Raw genomic sequence first — 17,473 nt, 5'->3', positions numbered from 1 at the left:
GCCCGGACGGGGCGGGGGACAGGGGTTCCGCCGAGGGCGAACGGTCCACCACGCGGTCGCCCCGGTTCAATGTCGAGTTTTTCGATCGACTATGCGTAGTATCCGGAGCGACCTGATCGGGACACCCGACTTTCGCCATCCGGAGGAACCCATGCCACTCCTGTCCGCACGCCGGCGCCTGCCGGCACTCCTCGCCACGGCCCTGGTCGGCCTCGTCGGAGCCACGGCCACGGCCTGCGGCGGCTCCGCGGGGGCCGACGGCGGCGGCGAGGTGACGACCATCCGCTACCAGTCCGGCGCCGGCTCGCTGGACCCGCTCGAGCTGGCCGACGCCCTCGGCTACCTCGACGGGCTGACCCTCGACAAGGTCGGCGACGTCCAGGGCGGTCCGGAGAGCCTCCAGGCGCTGGCGACCGGCCAGATCGACATCTCCGCCTCGGCGTTCTACGGCGCGACCGCGAAGCTCGTCGCGAGCGGCGTGCCGATCAAGGCCGTCGTGTCGACCTACGGCTCCAACGACGAGGTCAGCGCCTCGGTCGTCACGCTCGAGGACTCCGGTGTCCGCGAGGCCGAGGACCTGGTCGGCAGGAAGGTCGCGGTGAACACCCTCGGCGCCAACGCCGAGGCGGTGCTCGACACCTACCTGCAGTCCGAGGGGCTCAGCCAGGACCAGATCGACCAGGTGACGCTCGTGCCGCTGCCCGCGCTGAACTCCGAGGCGGCCCTGCGCGAGGGCCAGGTCGACGCGGCCTACATGAGCCGCGGCGCGCTCGACAACGCCAAGAAGAACGGCGGCATCAGGGTGCTCGCCGAGGACGTCGACTTCGTCGGTCCCTACAACGGCGGCGGGTTCCACCTCACCGAGCGCTTCATCCAGCAGAACCCCACCACCACCCGCACGCTCGTCGCCGGCGTCGCCCGCGCCAACGAGTACATCGCGACGCACTCGCGCGAGGAGGTGCTCGACGTGATCGGTGAGTACCAGACCGAGCACGGCCGGGAGGACTACCTCGAGCCGCTCCAGATCTGGCCCGGCACCAACGGCGTCGCCACCGAGGGCGGCGTCATCCGCGACCAGGACGTGACCATCTGGCTGGACTGGCTCGAGAGCGAGGGCGAGGTCGACACCGGCGACATCACGCCCGAGGACGTCTTCACCAACGAGTTCAACCCGTACGCCGACGGCGCCGGCACCAGCAAGGAGGAGGACCAGTGAGCAGCAGCATCGAGCTCCGCGACGTCAGCCAGGTCTTCGCCGTCCGCGGCGACGAGGACCGCCAGCTCCGCGACTTCGTCGCCCTCCAGGGCGTCGACCTGACCGTGGCCCCGGGGGAGCTGCTCGCCCTCGTGGGGCCCAGCGGCTGCGGCAAGTCCACCGTGCTCGACCTGGTGGCCGGGCTGACCCGCCCGACCTCGGGCCGGGTGCTGGTCGACGGCGAGGAGATCACCGGACCCGGCCTGGACCGGAGCGTGGTCTTCCAGCAGTACACCCTCCTCCCGTGGCGCACGGCCACCGCGAACGTCGAGCTCGCGCTCGAGGCGACCGGTCGCTACACCCGTGCCGAGCGGCGCGAGCGGGCCCGCGAGCACCTCGAGCTGGTGGGCCTGACCGAGTTCGCCCATCGCTACCCCCACGAGCTCTCCGGCGGCATGAAGCAGCGGGTCGCCATCGCCCGCAGCCTCTCCTACGAGCCCGGCGTGCTGCTGATGGACGAGCCGTTCGGCGCCCTCGACGCGCAGACCCGCGAGCGGCTCCAGGAGGAGCTGGTCGGCATCTGGGAGCGCACCGGCACCACGATCGTCTTCATCACCCACGACATCGAGGAGGCGGTCTTCCTCGGGCAGCGCGTCGCGGTGATGAGCAGCCGGCCCGGGCGGGTCAAGGAGGTCGTCGACATCGACCTCGACCGCTCGGGCGCCGGGGAGAGCGACATCCGGTCGACGCCGGAGTTCGCGGCGTACCGCCACCACGTCTGGGCCTCGCTGCGCCAGCAGCCCGCCCGCCGCCTCGAGGAGGTCGAGCGCGTTGCCTAGCGTCCTGGAGGAGCGGACCGAGGCCCGCCCGAACCCGCGCCAGGAGGAGGCGGCGAAGGTCCGCCACGTCTCCCGGCACCGCACCCGCGCGCTCAGCGCGCTCCGGGGCGCCGCCGGCATCCTCGTGCTCGCGGTCGTATGGGAGCTCGCGCCGCGGTACGGCCTGGTGGACCGGTACTTCGTCCCACCGCTGAGCGAGGTGCTCGACGTGTGGTGGGGGCTCGCGCGCTCCGGCGACCTGACCGAGCACCTGCGCGCCAGCCTGGTCCGCTCCGGCGTCGGCTTCGGCCTCGCGGTCGCCACCGCGATCCCGCTCGGCGCGGCCATCGCGTGGTACTCCCCGGTCCGCCAGCTCTTCACCCCGGTGCTCGAGATCTTCCGCAACACCGCCGCGCTCGCGCTGCTGCCGGTCTTCGTCCTGGTGCTGGGCATCGGCGAGACCAGCAAGATCGCGATCGTCCTCTACGCCTGCTTCTTCCCGATCCTGCTCAGCACGATCAGCGGCGTCGCCAACGTCGACGCCCAGCTGCTGCGCTCGGCCCGGGTGCTCGGCCTGTCACCGGTGGCGACGTTCCGCAAGGTCGTCTTCCCGGCGGCCGTCCCGACGATCTTCACCGGCATCCGGATCTCCGGCGCCGCCGCGATCCTCGTCCTCATCGCCGCGGAGATGATCGGCGCCACCGCGGGCCTGGGCTACCTCATCAACTACAGCCAGTTCAACTTCCTCATCCCGCAGATGTACGCCGGCATCCTCACGACCTCCGTCGTCGGCCTGGCCGTCAACTACGCGCTGGTCGCCCTCGAGCGCCGGTTCTCCCGCTGGCGCGCCTGAACGCTGCACCGACCAACCACCCCCGCCACCACCGGAACGGAGCCCTCCATGCCCGAGAAGACCCAGCTCGTCCTCAACGCCTTCCTCATGACCGCCGGCCACCACGAGTCGGCCTGGCGCCTCCCGGAGAACGACACCTCGCGCGTCCGCGACGTGGCGTACTTCCAGGACCTGGCCCGCACCGCCGAGCGCGGCCTGCTGGACTCGGTGTTCTTCGCCGACCACCCCGGCCTCGGCCAGGTAGCCCGGCGCCCCGCCGAGCTCCCCGACCCGGTCCTGCTGCTCACCGCGATGGCCGCGGTCACCGAGCGGATCGGCCTGGTCGCCACCGCCTCGACGACCTTCTCCGAGCCCTACAACCTGGCCCGCGCCTTCGCCTCGCTCGACCTCCTCAGCGGTGGCCGCGCCGGCTGGAACGTCGTCACGACCGCCGCCGAGCAGGCTGCGAGCAACTTCGGCGACGGGCCGCTGCCCACGCCGGCCGAGCGGTACGCCCGCGCGCAGGAGTTCCTCGACGTCGTCCTGGGCCTGTGGGGCGGCTGGGACGACGACGCCCAGCTGGCCGACAAGGAGCGCGGCGTCTGGATCGACCCGGACCGGGTCCGCACGCTCGACCACGTCGGGGAGCACTTCCGCGTCAAGGGACCGCTCAACGTCGGGCGCAGCCCCCAGGGCCACCCGGTCGTGGTGCAGGCGGGCTCCTCGCCGGCCGGCATCGAGCTGGCCGGGAGGTACGCCGAGGCGGTGTTCACCGCCCAGCCGACCCTCGAGGAGGGCCGCGCGTTCTACGCCACCCTCAAGGCCGCCGCGGTCCGCGCCGGCCGCAACCCCGACCACGTCAAGGTGCTGCCCGGCGTCGTCCCGGTCATCGGCGGCACCGAGGCCGAGGCCCGCGACCTCGAGCGCCGCCTCGACGAGCTCGTCGTCCTCGACCACCCGCTCGAGCAGCTCGCGGAGATGACCGGCCTGCCGGTCGAGCGGCTCGAGCTGGACGCCCCGCTGCCCCAGGACATCCGCCCGGTCGAGGAGGTCCGCACCATCAGCAGCCGCTACCGGCTGGTCGTCGACCTCGCCCGCCGCGAGGACCTCACCGTCCGCCAGCTGCTGCTGCGCCTCGGCGGCGGCCGCGGCCACCGGACCTTCACCGGCACCCCGGAGCAGGTCGCGGACACGATCGAGCAGTGGGCCGCGGCCGCCGCGGCCGACGGGTTCAACGTGATGCCGCCCGTGCTGCCCGCCGGTCTCGAGGCGTTCGTGGACCACGTCGTGCCGATCCTGCAGCGGCGCGGTCTCTTCCGCACCGAGTACGCCGGCAGCACGCTGCGCGAGCACTACGGGCTGCCGGTCCCCGCGACCGGTGCACCCGCCGCGGCCGCCGCGCTGACCGCCTGAGGGGCCTCCGGAACGGGCCTAGGACCGGGCTGGGGTGGTCTCGCCCAGCAGCCAGTCGTCGAAGAACGCCGACAGCTCCAGCCCGGTCTCCTGCTCGACCCACGCGACGTACTCCTCGCGGTCGGCGGCGCCGTCCTCCTGGGAGGCCGGCCAGCCGCGCACCATCGACCAGAACGCGTCCTCGCCGACCCGGCCGCGCAGCTCGTGCCACATGAGCGCGGGCCCGTAGTAGACCGTCGAGGCGCCGAACGCGTCGGGGTCGTAGGCGCCGGGCGGACCGGCGGACGCCCGCTCGCGGACCTCCGCGGCCGCGTAGGCGTCGAGCACCGCGTCGAGGTCCGTGCCGTCCTCCTCGGCCTGCCAGAGGACCTGGAGGTACATCACCATGCCCTCGTTCATCCACACGTCGCGCCAGTCCGTGGGGGTGACCTGGTCGCCGTACCACTGGTGCGCCAGCTCGTGCACGACCACGGCCGGCGACCTGGCGTACTCGGACGTGCCGATCGTCATCATGGTCTGGGTCTCCATGGCGCTCGCGGAGTCCACGACCACCGCGCCGAGCGTGTCGAACGGGTACGGCCCGAGCCGCTCCTCCAGCCAGCCGAGCTCCTCGGCGGTCGTGCGGGCCCCGCGCCCCAGGTCCGGCTGGTCGCGCGGCACCCACCACGTCACCGGCACCCCGCTGTCCGAGGTGGCCTCGGCGGTGACGTAGTCGCCGGTCGCGACGGTGACGAGGTACGACGCCGCCGGCTCCGCGAGGTGCCAGCGGGTGACCGTGTCCGGGCCGTCCTCCTCCCGGGAGACCAGCGCGCCGTTGGCGACGCCGACGAACGGCGTCGGCACCCGGACGGTGATGTCGTAGAGCGCCTTGTCGGAGGGGTGGTCGTTGACGGCGTACCAGGTGAACGCGCCGTACGGCTCCTGCATCGTCCACGTCCACCCGTCCGCGGTCGTGGTCCAGCCGGTGGTGGCGACGTCCCGCCGCCGGGTCGGTGCCGGCACCGGCCGCGGGGTGCCGGCGTAGGTCACGACCAGCGCGTAGCGCCGGTCGGCGACGACGTCGTGGCGCACGACCAGGTCCTTGCCGCGGTGCCGGAACCGCGCCTCCTCGCCGTCGACCCGCACCGAGCCGACCTCGAGCTCGGGCGCCAGGTCGAGCCGGAGCCGGTCGTCGTCCCCGGTCGAGCGCAGCACGACCCGCTCGGTGCCCTCCAGCACCCGTGCCACGGGGTCCCAGGTGAGGGAGAGGTCGTAGTGGAGGGCGTCGACGCCCGGGTCGCCGACGTCGGGGTAGACCGAGTCCTCCCGGGGCTCGCTCAGCGCGACGTCGAGGGCCGCGCCCGTCGGCCTCCTCGGGACCGCCGTCGCCGATCCGGAGTCCGTCGCCGTGCTCGGCCCGGGCGACGGGGGGCCGTCCGTAGGGCCCCGGCCGTCGTCGTCGCTGCACCCGGCGAGGGGGAGGAGCGCGACGGCGAGCAGCGCCGGGAGCCGTCTCACCCGTCGCTCACCCGTCGCCGCGGAGCATGGGCCGCACCAGCTTGCGGCCGTGGTGGACCTGCGCCTTGACGGTGCCGGTGGGCAGGCCGAGCTGCGCCCCGATCTCGTCGTACGCCATCCCGTAGACGTCGCGCAGCAGCAGCGGCTCGACCATCTGCGGGTGGTCGCGCTCGAGGGTCTCGAGCGCCTCGAGCAGGTCCAGGCGGGTGCCGGCGATGACCGAGGTGGTCCGGGGGTCGGGCTTCTCGGCGGGGGCGTGGTCGCTGGCGACGGCCTGGTTGCGCATCCGCCGGTACGTCGAGCGCGCGCTGTTGACCGCCACCACGTGCATCCACGTGGTGAACCGGCCCCGACCGCCCCACGACCCGATCTTGCCGGCGATGTTGAGCAGGGCCTCCTGGCAGGCGTCCTCGGCGTCGGAGGAGTGCGGCAGCACGCCGCGGCACACGTTGAGCGCCCGCGGACGGACCGCCGCCAGCAGGTCCTCGAGCGCGCCGCGGTCGCCGTCCCGCGCGCGCCGGGCGAGCTCGTCGATCTCGTCCGGGGTCCGCGCGACCCCGCTGCCGGTGCCCGAGTCAGTGGCCATGCCGGGTTTCCTCCCTCGTCCCCTGCAACATAATGCCGACGTGTCCCACCCCACCCGTCTCGGCCGCTACGCGGTGCGTCGACGGATCGGGTCGGGCGGGTTCGCGACCGTGTGGCTGGCCTACGACGAGCAGCTCGACAGCCCGGTCGCGATCAAGGTCCTCGCCGACAACTGGACCGAGGACCACCACGTGCTGCAGCGGTTCGTGGAGGAGGGCCGCTACCTGCGGCGGGTCGAGTCGCCCCACGTCGTCCCGGTGTACGACGCCGGGGAGCTCGAGGACGGGCGGCCCTACCTGGTGATGGCCTACGCCGACCAGGGCACGCTCGCCGACCGACTCGACGCGGAGCCCGGCGCCGAGGGCCTCACCGTGCCCCAGGCGGTGGAGGTGGTCCGGCAGGTCGGCGCGGGGCTGACCGCGCTGCACGCCCGCGGCATCCTCCACCGCGACGTGAAGCCGGCCAACGTCCTGTTCCGCACCGTCGACGGCGCCGTGCGCGTGATGCTCGGCGACCTCGGGCTCGGCAAGGCGCTCGACATGTCCTCCCGGTTGACGATGGTCGCGGGCACGCCGACGTTCGTGGCCCCCGAGCAGGCGCAGGCCGAGCCGCTCGACGCGCGCGCGGACCAGTACTCCCTCGCCGTGCTCACCTACCTCCTGCTCGCCGGCCGCGCGCCGTACGCGCACGCGACGCTGACCGCGGCCGCCGCCCCGGGCCCGCCGCCTCCGCTGCCGACGCCGGACCGGCCGCTGCCGGAGGCGACCGACGCCGTGGTCCGCCGCGCCCTGGCCCGCGACCGCGAGGAGCGGTTCCCCGACGTCGCGTCCTTCGTGGCGGCGCTCGAGGAGTCCCTCGAGGGCTGGCGCGAGGGCCCGTGGGGCGCGGACGACGCGGCCGCCGCGGCGCCCGCGCTGCCCCTGGACCCCGACCTCACCCAGGCCGGCGCGCGCCCGGGCCCGCCGCCCGCGGCGGTCGCGACCGCGCCCGTCCCTGGACCCGTGCCGGCACCCGACCCCGCCGTCGTGGCTGCGCCGAGGTCTCGACGGCGGTGGGCGGTGGCCGGGCTGGTGGGCGGCCTGGCACTCCTGCTGGGCGGGGCCGGCGGCTACCTCTGGCATGCCGGCCGGACCGAGCAGGTGCGGCTCGTCGACGACCAGGGCAGCCTGGGCGTCGCGGTGCCGGGCGACTGGGAGCGGGTGGTGGCGGCCGACGGGTGGACGCCGCCGAACGACGACGTGACCTACCCGGCCCTCTCCGTCGGCACCGTCGCGGACTGGAACGTGCCGTCCACGAGCGGCGAGGGCGTCTTCCTCGGCCTCTTCCCCGGGACCGAGCTGCCGACGACGATGCCGCAGCACCCGGAGTGCGAGGAGGCCCAGGAGCCGGTCACCGAGACCACCGGCGACCCCTCGCGCACGGTCGTCCACACCGGCTGCCCCGACGGGATCACCGTCGAGCGGGTGGTCCAGGTCGCCGGGAACCGGCTGCTGTGGGTCCAGGTCCGCAGCGCGGACCGGGCCACGGCGAACGGCGTGCTCGACAGCGTGGACACCTACGGCATCTGACGCCGGGCTCAGGAGGTGGTGGCCCCGCGCACGATGCGCTCGACGAGGTCGGCCATGCCGCGCCGGTCCCGCTCCCGCCCGACGAGGGCGATCGCGGCGTACGCCGTGTCCCCGTCGACGGAGAGGAACCGCTCCATCGCCACGCGGCGGTACCGGTCCAGCACGTACGTCGCGGTGAACCCCGCCTCGTCGCGCGACTCGACGACGAGGTCCTCGACGCTCGAGGCGCCGCCGAGGTCGTCGAGCCGCTGCTGCAGCGCGGAGGACCGCGTCTGGGTGCCGCCGATGAGCCGGACGCGCAGGAAGAAGGCGTTGTCGGTCGGCTGGTCCGGCGGGAACCACTTCCACTCGCCGAGCTGGGAGTCGCTGCGGGTCCACCCGACCGGGACCGGCAGGCGGAGCCCGTAGGGGGCGACCGCGATCTCCACCGGCCGGGTGCGCACCCCCGGCTCGAGCGCGGGGGTGTCCGGGTCCGCGACGACCTCGGCGGGCGGGTCCGCGGGGTAGGACGGCGAGACCGCCGGCACCGGCGCCGCGGTCGCCAGCGCGCGCGGCTCCTCGTCGAGCAGGCCGGCCAGCAGTGCCCCGCCGGCGAACCCCACGACGGCCAGCACCACCGCGACGACGGCGACGACCACCGTCCCTGGCCGCCGCGTCCTCATGCCGCCCGAGGGTAGACGGGTTCGGGGCCGCGACTACGTTCTGCCCCATGACCAGCCTGCTCGTCCGCAACGCCCGACCGGTGCCGCTGCGACCCGTTGACGCCGCCCCCGGCGGACCCTCCGCCTCCGAGCCGGTCGACGTGCTCGTGGAGGGCGGCACGGTGACCGCGGTCGCCCCGCGCCTCGACCCGCCGGCCGGCGACGCGGTCGAGGAGGTCGACGCCGCCGGACGCTGGCTGCTCCCCGGGCTGTGGGACCAGCACGTGCACATGGGTCAGTGGACGCTCGCCTCCCAGCGGCTCGACCTCGGTGCCGCCCGCACGCCGGAGGACGTCACCCGCGCGGTCGCCGAACGCGTCGCCGAGCACCCCGACCAGCCCGTCATCGGGTGGGGCCACCGTTCCGGCGGCTGGGACCGCGAGGTCACCGTGTCCGAGCTCGACGCGGTCTCCGGGCAGACGCCGGTGGTGCTGATCAGCGGCGACGGGCACCACGCCTGGCTCAACACGACCGCGCTGCTGCACCTCGCCATGCCGGTGCGCGACTCGGTGGTCCGCGAGACCGAGTGGTTCGCGGCGTACCCGCGCCTGGTCAGCCTGGTCGGCAACGAGGGGACCTCGCCCGAGGCCTACCGCCGCTCGCTCGAGACCGCGGCCGCGCTGGGCGTCGTCGGGCTCGTCGACTTCGAGTTCGGGCGCGGGCCGATGGACTGGGTGGAGCGGTGGCACTCCGGCGCCGACCTGCTGCGGGTGCGCGCCGCGACGTACGCCGAGCACCTCGACGACGTCATCGCCCTCGGCCTGCGCACCGGCGAGGCGCTCCCCGGCTGCGGGCCGCTCCTCACGATGGGGTCGCTGAAGATCATCAGCGACGGCTCGCTGAACACCCGCACGGCGTGGTGCTGCGAGCCGTACGGCGACGCCCACCGCCTGGAGTACCCCGCCGGACAGCCCAACCTCTCCGGCGACGAGCTGCGCGAGCACCTCGCCCGCGCCCACGCCGCCGGCCTCGAGGTCGCCACCCACGCCATCGGTGACGCGGCCGTCGCCGAGGCGCTCGCGTCGTACGCCGCCACGGGCGCGCGCGGCTCCGTCGAGCACGCCCAGATGGTCGGTCGCGACGACGTGCGCCGGATGGCCGAGCTGGGCATCCGGGCCAGCGTGCAGCCCGCGCACCTGCTCGACGACCGCGACCTGACGGAGAAGATCTGGGGCGAGCGGTCGGCCCGCTGCTTCGCGTTCCGGTGGATGCTCGACGACGGCGTCGAGCTCGTGCTCGGCTCGGACGCGCCGGTCTCCCCGCTGGACCCGTGGCTCGCCGTCGCGGCCGCCGTCCACCGCAGCGCCGACGAGCGCGGGCCGTGGCACGGCGAGCAGGCGCTGTCGGTCCAGGAGGCCCTCGCCGCCTCCGTGGACGGCCAGCCCACCGTCGGCGTCGGCTCCCGCGGCGACCTCGTCCTCGTCGACGCCGACCCCCTCGCCGCCCACGCCTCCACGGCCGACGCCGGCGCCGCCCTCCGCGGCACCCACGTCGCCCTCACCGTCGTCGCCGGGGCGGTCGTCCACCGGGAGATGTGACAGGGAAGCGTCAGCATCCCAAGTCAACTTGGGATGCTGATGCTTCACGGCCTTTGCAATGGCCGTGAAGCGGCAACATCGGCCGCGGAGCGCGGGCTGTCGACCGGACCGGGTCAGTCCTCGTCGTCGGCGAGCTTCTCCAGCACCAGGCCGGCGACGGCCTCCTGCTCGACCTTGAGCGGGTGGAAGGCCAGCGCGGTGGCGGCGCTGGTGGTGCGGCCGTTGATCCAGGGGTCGTCCGAGCAGACGTCGTGGCCGTCGCTGGCGGCGTAGAGGTCGACGTACGGCACGTCGGCGCGCTCGGCGGCCTCCTCCTGGACGTCGGCGAGCAGCTCGTTCATGGCCGCCGCGAAGGGGTAGTCGCCGGTGGCGAGCGGGAGCAGGTCGGGGCAGGTGCGGTCCGACGGGACGATCTCGGGGTAGCCGACCACGACGACCTCCGCCTCCGGGGCGCGGTTCCGGACCCCCTCGACGACGGCGACGAGCCGGTCGCCGACGGTACGGATGTTCGAGCGCAGCTCCGCGACGCCGTCGCGGCCGAGGGTGGTGCGGCACGGCGAGCCGTCGGGGTCCTGCTGGGCGGCCTGCACGCAGGAGCCGGTCAGGGTGCTGTAGATGCCGAAGTCGTTGCCGCCGATGCCGATCGTGACCAGGCTCGTGTCGGGCTGCAGCGCCTGGAGCTGCGGCGGCACGGCCCCGCCCTGGAGCACCCGCTGGGCCCCGACGAGCGCGGCGGTGTCGGCGCCGGTGCAGCTGACGTCGGTCAGCCGGGCACCGAGCGCCTCGGCCACCTGGGCGGGGTAGTTCTGCGCGGAGCGCAGGCAGGACTGGTCGCCCGTCGGGCCCGCGAGCGGAGCGGCGGTGAAGGAGTCACCGATCGCGACGTACGTCGGGAAGCGGCCCGGCTCGGGGGTGGCGAGCGGGCTCGGCCCGTCGGTGCGCGGGATCGTCGAGGACGGGCTGACCGGCGAGGTGTCCGGGTCCGCGTCGTCGTCGCTGCAGCCGACGAGGGAGGCGGCGAGCAGGGGTGCGGTGAGCAGGGCGGCCAGCGTGCGGCGGGCCGTCGTGGGGAGGGTCACGGGTTCTCCAGCTGTCGCGGGAAGGACGGGGGGCCGGTGCCCGGACCGAGCAGTGCGGGAACGGTGCGCTCCGACACCCTGCCGCACGCGCAGGGGCCCCCGGCGTGGCCGGGGACCCCTGGGCGAGGCGGGTGGAGCGAGTGGTGCCGGTGGTGCCGGTGGTGCCGGTGGATCAGAGGTCGACCGGGCGCAGCACGCGGTCGATCGCGTGGCCGACCTGCTTGTTGCCCTTGTTGATGTCGAGGACGACGACCCGCGGGTTGCGGTCGTCCTTGTCGGCGTCGAGGAGGGTGACCTTGCCCTTGATCACGTGGACCTTGATGGAGCCGCCCTGGGCGGTGGCGACCTTGGAGCCCTCGGCGGCCAGCACCTTGTCGGAGGTCAGCGTCTTGCCGGCGACCACGTGGTAGAGCAGCACGGTCTCGATGGTGTCGACGCCGAGCTTGGCGACCTGCTTGAGCGTCTTGGCCTCGGTCTTCGGGGCGAAGCCCTTGAGGTCCCTGACCAGCAGGCGGAAGGCGTTGTCGGTGGGGATGAAGGCGGTGGCGCGCTTGCCGCCCTGGGCGAGCAGGCCGACCGGGCTGCCGGGCTTGGCGTCGAGGACGGCGAGGACGGCGGCCTCGGTGAGGTCGAAGTCCTTCCCGTTCTTGTCGAGCTTGGTGCCGTCGGCGGCGAGGACCTCCGCGAGGCTGGTGGTGCCGGCCTTCGCGGCCTTGGCGGGGGCGTCGGCGGCCTGGGCCGGGGCGCCGGCGACGGCGGTCGAGGTGGCCAGTACGGCGACGGCTGCTGCGGCGATGCGGTGCTTCATGGTTCTCCCTCTCGATGGTGTGTCGTGCTCCCTTGCCGAGGGGGTTCGGTGTCTTGTGCGAGCCGGATTGGTGAAATCTGTACTAATGCTCGGGGTCCCTCGCCGACCCGCCCGCCGGCGTGTCCGAGGTCGGCTGGTCCGAGGGCTCCGCGACCCCCAGGGCGAGCGTCAGCCTGAGGACGGTCGCCGGGTCCTCCAGCCGGTCGCCGTAGAGGTCACGCAGCTGACCGAGGCGGTAGCGGACCGTCTGGGGGTGCACGAAGAGGTCGGCCGCGACGTCCTCGCGCCGGCCCTGGTGCAGCAGCCAGGAGCGCAGCGTCTCCGTGAGCTTCTCCGCGGTCGCCGGTCGAACGTCGGCGAGCGGTGCCAGGGCCTGCGCCCGGAGGTCGGCGAGCGCCTCGGGGTCGGCGGTGAGGACCAGCTCGGGCAGGTGCGCCTCGGTGTCGTCGCGCAGCCCGAGCGCGTGGGCGCGACGGGCACGCAGGTAGGAGGTGCGTGCCTCGGCCCACGGCCGGGCGGGTCCGGCGACGGCGCCGCGGCCCCGCAGCGTCCGCAGCAGGGCCCCCCGCGCGCGGCCGTGCGCGTCCGGGACGAGCAGGACGTCGACGTCCTCGGCCCCGGGCAGCTCGCCGGCGTCGATGGTCGCCGCCGGGACGCTGCCGAGCACCGGACGCACCTGCGAGCGGGGCACCAGCACGGCGGTGAGGGTGGTCGGGAGGTTCCAGTCGGCCTTGTCGGCGGCGTCGACCACGGCGTCCTCGGGCGAGCCGTCGAGCAGGGCGCGCGCCAGCCGCTCGAGCATGCGCGCGCGGACCCGGCCGGTCGTCGCCAGCTCGTCGGTGTGGCCGGCGACGCTGGCGGCGGACAGCTCGTCGATGTAGGCGAAGACGAGCTCCGCGAACGCCGCGAGGGTCTCCCCGTCGAGCCCGGCCGCGACGGCCCGGCTCGACATCTCGCGCCAGGACACCCGCGCGCCGATGCGGTACGCCGCGAGCAGGGCGTCGGTGGTCCGCTCGCTGCGCGCCTCGCCGCGCCCGAGCTGGTAGGCACCCTCCATCGCGGGCGCGGGCGTCCGCAGGTCCACGCCGCGGCGGCCGGCGGCCAGGGTGAGGAAGCCGCCGAGCGCGAGCTGGACCGCGTTGCGGATCGTCTCGCCCATCGGCCCGTCGAAGGCCGCCTCGTAGCTCGGCACCTCCTCGACGATGGTCTGCACGACGTGCTCGGCGACCGCCGGCAGCTCCGCGCGCATGGCCGCGACCGCCTCGGCCGGGAGGCGCAGGGCTGCGGCGGGCAGCTGGCGCGGCTCGCGTCGTACCATCGGATCCTCCTGTGCCACAGCGTCTGTGCGGGCCGCGCGGATGAGTTTTTGTCACCTGCGAACAACAAGTCTCGCCCGGTTCACGTCCCGCGGACAGGACTTTACTCCGCCGATCTAGCACAGTAGGTGCATGACCACCGCTGCCGAACCGTTCGCCGCGCCCCGCGGCCGTTCGCTCCGGAGCGTCCTGCGCCGCGTCGCGGAGTCCGCGGTCACCCCGCTGGAGCTCGACGACGTGCTCGACGTCTTCCACCCCCTGCGCTCGGGCGCCGAGCTGCGTGGCCGGATCGTCCAGGTCCTGCCGGAGACGCCCGAGTCCGCCACGATCGTGCTCAAGCCGGGCCGCGACTGGACCGGCCACGTGCCGGGGCAGTACGTCCGCGTCGGCGTCGACGTCGAGGGCGTGCGCCTGTGGCGCACCTACTCCCTGACCCACGGCCCGCGCCCCGACGGCTGCGTCAGCATCACCGTCAAGGCGATCCCGGGCGGCGTGGTGAGCAACCACCTCGTCCACTCCGCGCGCAAGGGGCAGATGCTCCAGCTGGCGCAGGCGGAGGGCGAGTTCGTGTTGCCCCAGCCGCTGCCGGCCAAGCTGCTGCTCGTCACCGGCGGCTCGGGCATCACGCCGGTCATCGGCATGCTGCGCAACCTGCACTCCAAGGCCGTCGCGCCCGAGACCGACATCGTGCTCGTGCACGTCAACGCCACGGAGTCGGCCGCGATCTTCCGGGCCGAGCTGCGCGCGCTCGACGCCTCGGGCCGGATCCGCCTCGTCGAGCGCTTCGACGACCAGCACGGCCTGCTCGACGTCGCCGTGCTGGCCGAGCTCGTGCCCGACCTCGACGAGCGGCTCAGCTACGCCTGCGGCCCCGCGGGGCTGCTCGACGCGCTCGAGGAGCACCACGCCGCCCGCGGCCTGGACCTCACCACCGAGCGCTTCCGCCCCGTGGTCCTCGCACCGGCCGACGGCGAGGGCGGCGGCACGGTCACGCTGACCGGCACCGCGGGCGCCGGGACGACCCTCGAGGTCGACGGCACCACCCCGATCCTCGACGCCGCCGAGCAGGCCGGCGTCCTCATGCCCAGCGGCTGCCGGATGGGCATCTGCATGGCCTGCGTGCTGCCCATGCGCGAGGGCGCCGTGCGCGACCTGCGCAACGGCGCGCTGACCGTCGCGGTCCCCGGTGAGACCGGGCCGCAGGGCGTCCCCATCCAGACCTGCATCAGCACCGCCGCCGGTGCCTGCTCCATCGACCACTGACGACGAAGGAGACACCCGATGACGACCATCACCCGCAAGCCCGAGAGCCCCATCGCCCACCTCACCCCCGAGGACATCGAGCAGATCGGCGTCGAGCTCGACGCGATCCGCCAGGAGGTCATCGACAGCCGGGGCGAGAGCGACGCGGCGTACATCCGGCGCATCGTCGACGTCCAGCGCAAGCTCGAGCTCGGCTCCCGGGCCGTCCTGCTCGTCAGCGTGCTGCCCCCGGCCTGGATCGCCGGCACGATCGGCCTCTCGATCGCCAAGATCCTCGAGAACATGGAGATCGGCCACAACGTCATGCACGGCCAGTGGGACTGGATGCGTGACCCGAAGATCCACTCCACCACCTGGGAGTGGGACAACGCCTCGACCGCCGACGGCTGGAAGCACTCCCACAACGAGGTCCACCACACCTACACGAACATCGTCGGCAAGGACAACGACCTCGGCTACGGCATCATGCGCGTCGACGAGGACCAGCGCTGGTACCCGATGTACCTGGGCCAGCCGCTGTGGAACTTCCTCAACGCCTGCTTCTTCGAGTACGGCATCGCCGCCTACGACCTCGAGCTCGGCAAGAACCTGTCGGTGCCGAAGGAGAAGCGCAGCGAGACGTTCAAGAAGAACGCCCGCAACACCCTGCGCAAGATCCGCAAGCAGGCCACCAAGGACTACGTCGTCAACCCCGGCCTCGCCATCCCGACCGGGTCCTTCCTGCCGACCCTGGCCGCGAACTTCACCGCCAACCTGGTCCGCAACCTCTGGTCGCACTCGGTGATCATGTGCGGCCACTTCCCCGAGGGCGTCGAGACCTTCGAGAAGGCCTCGATCCCCGAGAACGAGACCCGCGGCGAGTGGTACGTCCGCCAGATGCTCGGCTCGGCCAACATCTCCGGCTCGAAGTTCATGCACCTGATGACCGGCAACCTCTCGCACCAGATCGAGCACCACCTCTTCCCCGACCTGCCCTCGAACCGGTACGCCGAGGTCGCGCCGCGGGTCAAGGCGCTGTTCGAGAAGTACGACCTGAACTACCACGAGGCCTCCCTGCCCGCGCAGGTCGGCAGCGCCTGGCACAAGGTCGTCCGGCTCTCGCTGCCCAACGGGTGGCTGGCCACGACCAACCGCTCGAACGCCCCCCAGCAGCTCGCGCTGCTGTGGAAGATGACGACCGGCGACCGCAAGACGCGCCGCGCCGCCCAGGCCCGCCTCGACCAGCTGGCCCGCCGCCAGGGTGGCGAGCGGACCGAGGTCGCCGCCGCGGCCTGAGCCTGCGACGGCGCGTCAGGTCGCGCCGACGTACGGCAGCGCGGCGTACGCCGCCACGACGTCAGGGGCGTCGACGAGTGCCCGGACACCGGCCAGCAGGTCGGCCGCCCGGGGCCCGTCGGCGCCCCTGCTCGCGTCGGTGGGGCGGTCCGGACCCGCCGCCAGGAGCCGGTCGATCTTCGCGACCACGTCCGCCTCGCCCAGGGGGAAGTGGGCCGTGTCCCCGATCGGGTCGGGCTGGGCGAGCGCGACGGTCCGTCCGTCGGCGAGCTCGACGACCACCTCGGTCACCCGCCGGCGGGGCAGGTGGGCGTCGAGGTCGGCGCGCACCTCGACCACCACCCGGTCGCTGAAGGCCGCGGCACGCTCGAACGCCGCCGTGCCGGGCTCCATCGTGCTCGGGTCGACGGCGTCGGCGGTGCAGGCCACGGCCACGACGAACGGCATCGAGAACATCGCGCCGAGCCGGGTGACCGGGTCGCGCTGGAGGAGCGGTCGGGCCAAGCCGTGGGTGGCGACGTGGACCGAGGCGACGTCGTCGCCCGACCAGCCGTCGGCGCGGCGCAGCGACTGCACGAGGTCGACCGCCGGGTGGGTGTAGGAGCAGGCGGCGTGCTGCTTGAGGTAGCCCTCGGCCACCAGCCACCGCTCGCCGAGGTCCTCGACCAGCACGTCCGGGTCCAGCGTGCCGAGCAGGTCGAACGCCGCCGCAGCCCCGCCGCGGTTGACCGCCAGGCCGGCGCGGGCCAGCCGGGCGGCCAGCAGCCCGCCGACCGCGGCCTGCCCGAGCCACAGGTTGCGCGCGAAGTCGCCGGCGAGCACCGAGGTCCAGGGGGTGACGGTCATCAGGTCGGTGCTGACGTCGATCGCGGCGGCCAGCTGCTCGACCGTGCAGCCGTGGACGACCGCGGCGGCGGCCGCCGCCCCGGTCACGCCCCAGTGGCCGTGCGTGTGCCATGCGGGGTCCCGGCGCAGGGCCCGGCCGAACCGTGCGGCGACCTCGTAGCCCACGGCGACGGCGGTCAGCAGCCGCTCCCCGGTGACCGGCGTGGGCGACTCGTGCGCGGCGGCCAGGGCGGCGGGCACCACGTGCGCGGCCGGGTGCCCGGCGGCGTGCTTGTTGCCCTCGTCGAGCTCCTGTGAGCAGGCGGCGGTGGCGAGCAGCCGCGCGGCGGTGTCGGGGTCCGTGCGCCGCTCGCAGCCGACGAGCGGGTGCGGTCCGGCCGGCGTCGGCCACACGTCCAGGAGGCGCCGGAGCTCGGGCGTCCGCATGCCGGCGACCGTGACCCCGAGGAGGTCGGTGAGCACCACCGGGAGGCGGTCGGCCACTGGTCGCACGTCCCCGTGCCGGTAGTCGTGCAACGTGCCGGCCAAGCGGTCGATCGCCGATCGCGTCTGTTCCGCCAGAAGGAACGCATCTGTCGTCGTCACCCCGCGACGGTACGCCGGGCGCGGGGTTCCGACAATGGGCGCTCGGGCTCGCGGTGCGCGCAAGTTGGCCGCTGATCGTGAGTATTCGACCGGCAGAGTCTTCTGTTCCGGCGGGTGATGTGGTTAGAGTGAGGCCCTGTCAGATGTTTCTGCA

15 protein-coding genes are annotated in these 17,473 nt (G+C 74.0%); 8 read left to right on the top strand and 7 right to left on the bottom strand.

All coding sequences use genetic code 11. The features are described from left to right. The first annotated feature begins 151 nt into the window (after window positions 1-151). Genes OSR43_RS20120 through OSR43_RS20105 form a run of 4 tightly spaced genes read left to right on the top strand, consistent with a single transcriptional unit; the run spans window position 152 to window position 4,258 of the window. Window positions 152-1,216 carry an ABC transporter substrate-binding protein gene (locus tag OSR43_RS20120; RefSeq protein ID WP_302268580.1) on the top strand — a complete coding sequence of 355 codons (1,065 nt, stop codon included), beginning with the start codon at window positions 152-154 and terminating at the stop codon, window positions 1,214-1,216. Beyond that, complete coding sequence (locus OSR43_RS20115) at window positions 1,213-2,034, top strand: ABC transporter ATP-binding protein (protein ID WP_302268578.1); 822 nt, start codon at window positions 1,213-1,215, stop codon at window positions 2,032-2,034. Before OSR43_RS20120 ends, OSR43_RS20115 begins: the two co-directional genes overlap by 4 nt. Further along, the gene (locus OSR43_RS20110) at window positions 2,027-2,866 is read left to right on the top strand and encodes an ABC transporter permease (protein WP_302268576.1); all 840 of its coding nucleotides are present in this window, start codon (window positions 2,027-2,029) and stop codon (window positions 2,864-2,866) included. Before OSR43_RS20115 ends, OSR43_RS20110 begins: the two co-directional genes overlap by 8 nt. A 48-nt stretch (window positions 2,867-2,914) precedes the next feature. Beyond that, on the top strand, window positions 2,915-4,258 hold the full coding sequence (locus OSR43_RS20105; protein WP_302268575.1) for an LLM class flavin-dependent oxidoreductase: 1,344 nt from the start codon (window positions 2,915-2,917) through the stop codon (window positions 4,256-4,258). 18 nt (window positions 4,259-4,276) lie between these two features. On the opposite strand, the gene OSR43_RS20100 is transcribed toward OSR43_RS20105, so the two are convergent. Both OSR43_RS20100 and OSR43_RS20095 read right to left on the bottom strand, forming a co-directional pair. Further along, window positions 4,277-5,755, bottom strand: coding sequence for a M1 family metallopeptidase (locus tag OSR43_RS20100; protein ID WP_302268574.1), 1,479 nt, complete (start codon window positions 5,753-5,755; stop codon window positions 4,277-4,279). Between the two features lie 7 nt (window positions 5,756-5,762). Then, a complete protein-coding gene (locus OSR43_RS20095; protein WP_302268573.1) occupies window positions 5,763-6,341 on the bottom strand; it encodes an RNA polymerase sigma factor in 579 nt (192 codons plus the stop codon). Between the two features lie 40 nt (window positions 6,342-6,381). On the opposite strand from OSR43_RS20095, the gene OSR43_RS20090 reads away from it, so the two are divergent. Next, window positions 6,382-7,908: a serine/threonine-protein kinase gene (locus OSR43_RS20090; protein ID WP_302268572.1), complete on the top strand. Its 1,527-nt coding sequence runs from the start codon at window positions 6,382-6,384 to the stop codon at window positions 7,906-7,908. 8 nt (window positions 7,909-7,916) lie between these two features. Here OSR43_RS20090 and OSR43_RS20085 read toward each other — a convergent pair whose 3' ends face one another. Next, on the bottom strand, window positions 7,917-8,570 hold the full coding sequence (locus OSR43_RS20085) for a hypothetical protein (protein ID WP_302268571.1): 654 nt from the start codon (window positions 8,568-8,570) through the stop codon (window positions 7,917-7,919). 47 nt (window positions 8,571-8,617) lie between these two features. On the opposite strand from OSR43_RS20085, the gene OSR43_RS20080 reads away from it, so the two are divergent. Further along, a complete protein-coding gene (locus OSR43_RS20080) occupies window positions 8,618-10,147 on the top strand; it encodes an amidohydrolase (protein WP_302268570.1) in 1,530 nt (509 codons plus the stop codon). A gap of 113 nt (window positions 10,148-10,260) precedes the next feature. On the opposite strand, the gene OSR43_RS20075 is transcribed toward OSR43_RS20080, so the two are convergent. From OSR43_RS20075 to OSR43_RS20065, 3 genes are all read right to left on the bottom strand, one after another. After that, entirely contained in the window at window positions 10,261-11,226 is a 966-nt protein-coding gene (locus OSR43_RS20075; RefSeq protein ID WP_302268569.1) for an SGNH/GDSL hydrolase family protein, read from the bottom strand. A 172-nt stretch (window positions 11,227-11,398) separates the two neighbouring features. Beyond that, window positions 11,399-12,034, bottom strand: a complete 636-nt coding sequence (locus tag OSR43_RS20070; RefSeq protein WP_302268568.1) for a fasciclin domain-containing protein — start codon at window positions 12,032-12,034, stop codon at window positions 11,399-11,401. An 82-nt stretch (window positions 12,035-12,116) separates the two neighbouring features. Further along, the gene (locus tag OSR43_RS20065) at window positions 12,117-13,352 is read right to left on the bottom strand and encodes a CdaR family transcriptional regulator (protein WP_302268567.1); all 1,236 of its coding nucleotides are present in this window, start codon (window positions 13,350-13,352) and stop codon (window positions 12,117-12,119) included. Between the two features lie 130 nt (window positions 13,353-13,482). On the opposite strand from OSR43_RS20065, the gene OSR43_RS20060 reads away from it, so the two are divergent. Both OSR43_RS20060 and OSR43_RS20055 read left to right on the top strand, forming a co-directional pair. Continuing rightward, a complete protein-coding gene (locus OSR43_RS20060; RefSeq protein WP_302268566.1) occupies window positions 13,483-14,613 on the top strand; it encodes a ferredoxin reductase in 1,131 nt (376 codons plus the stop codon). An 18-nt stretch (window positions 14,614-14,631) separates the two neighbouring features. Further along, entirely contained in the window at window positions 14,632-15,888 is a 1,257-nt protein-coding gene (locus OSR43_RS20055) for an acyl-CoA desaturase (RefSeq protein WP_302268565.1), read from the top strand. A 15-nt stretch (window positions 15,889-15,903) separates the two neighbouring features. On the opposite strand, the gene OSR43_RS20050 is transcribed toward OSR43_RS20055, so the two are convergent. After that, window positions 15,904-17,319 carry an MmgE/PrpD family protein gene (locus OSR43_RS20050; RefSeq protein ID WP_302268564.1) on the bottom strand — a complete coding sequence of 472 codons (1,416 nt, stop codon included), beginning with the start codon at window positions 17,317-17,319 and terminating at the stop codon, window positions 15,904-15,906. Window positions 17,320-17,473: the final 154 nt, after the last annotated feature.

The organism is Nocardioides sp. Arc9.136 (assembly GCF_030506255.1).
Taxonomy (GTDB): Bacteria; Actinomycetota; Actinomycetes; order Propionibacteriales; family Nocardioidaceae; genus Nocardioides.
The sequence above is the reverse complement of the archived record's forward strand: the minus strand, read 5'-3'. Positions and strand labels throughout refer to the sequence as shown.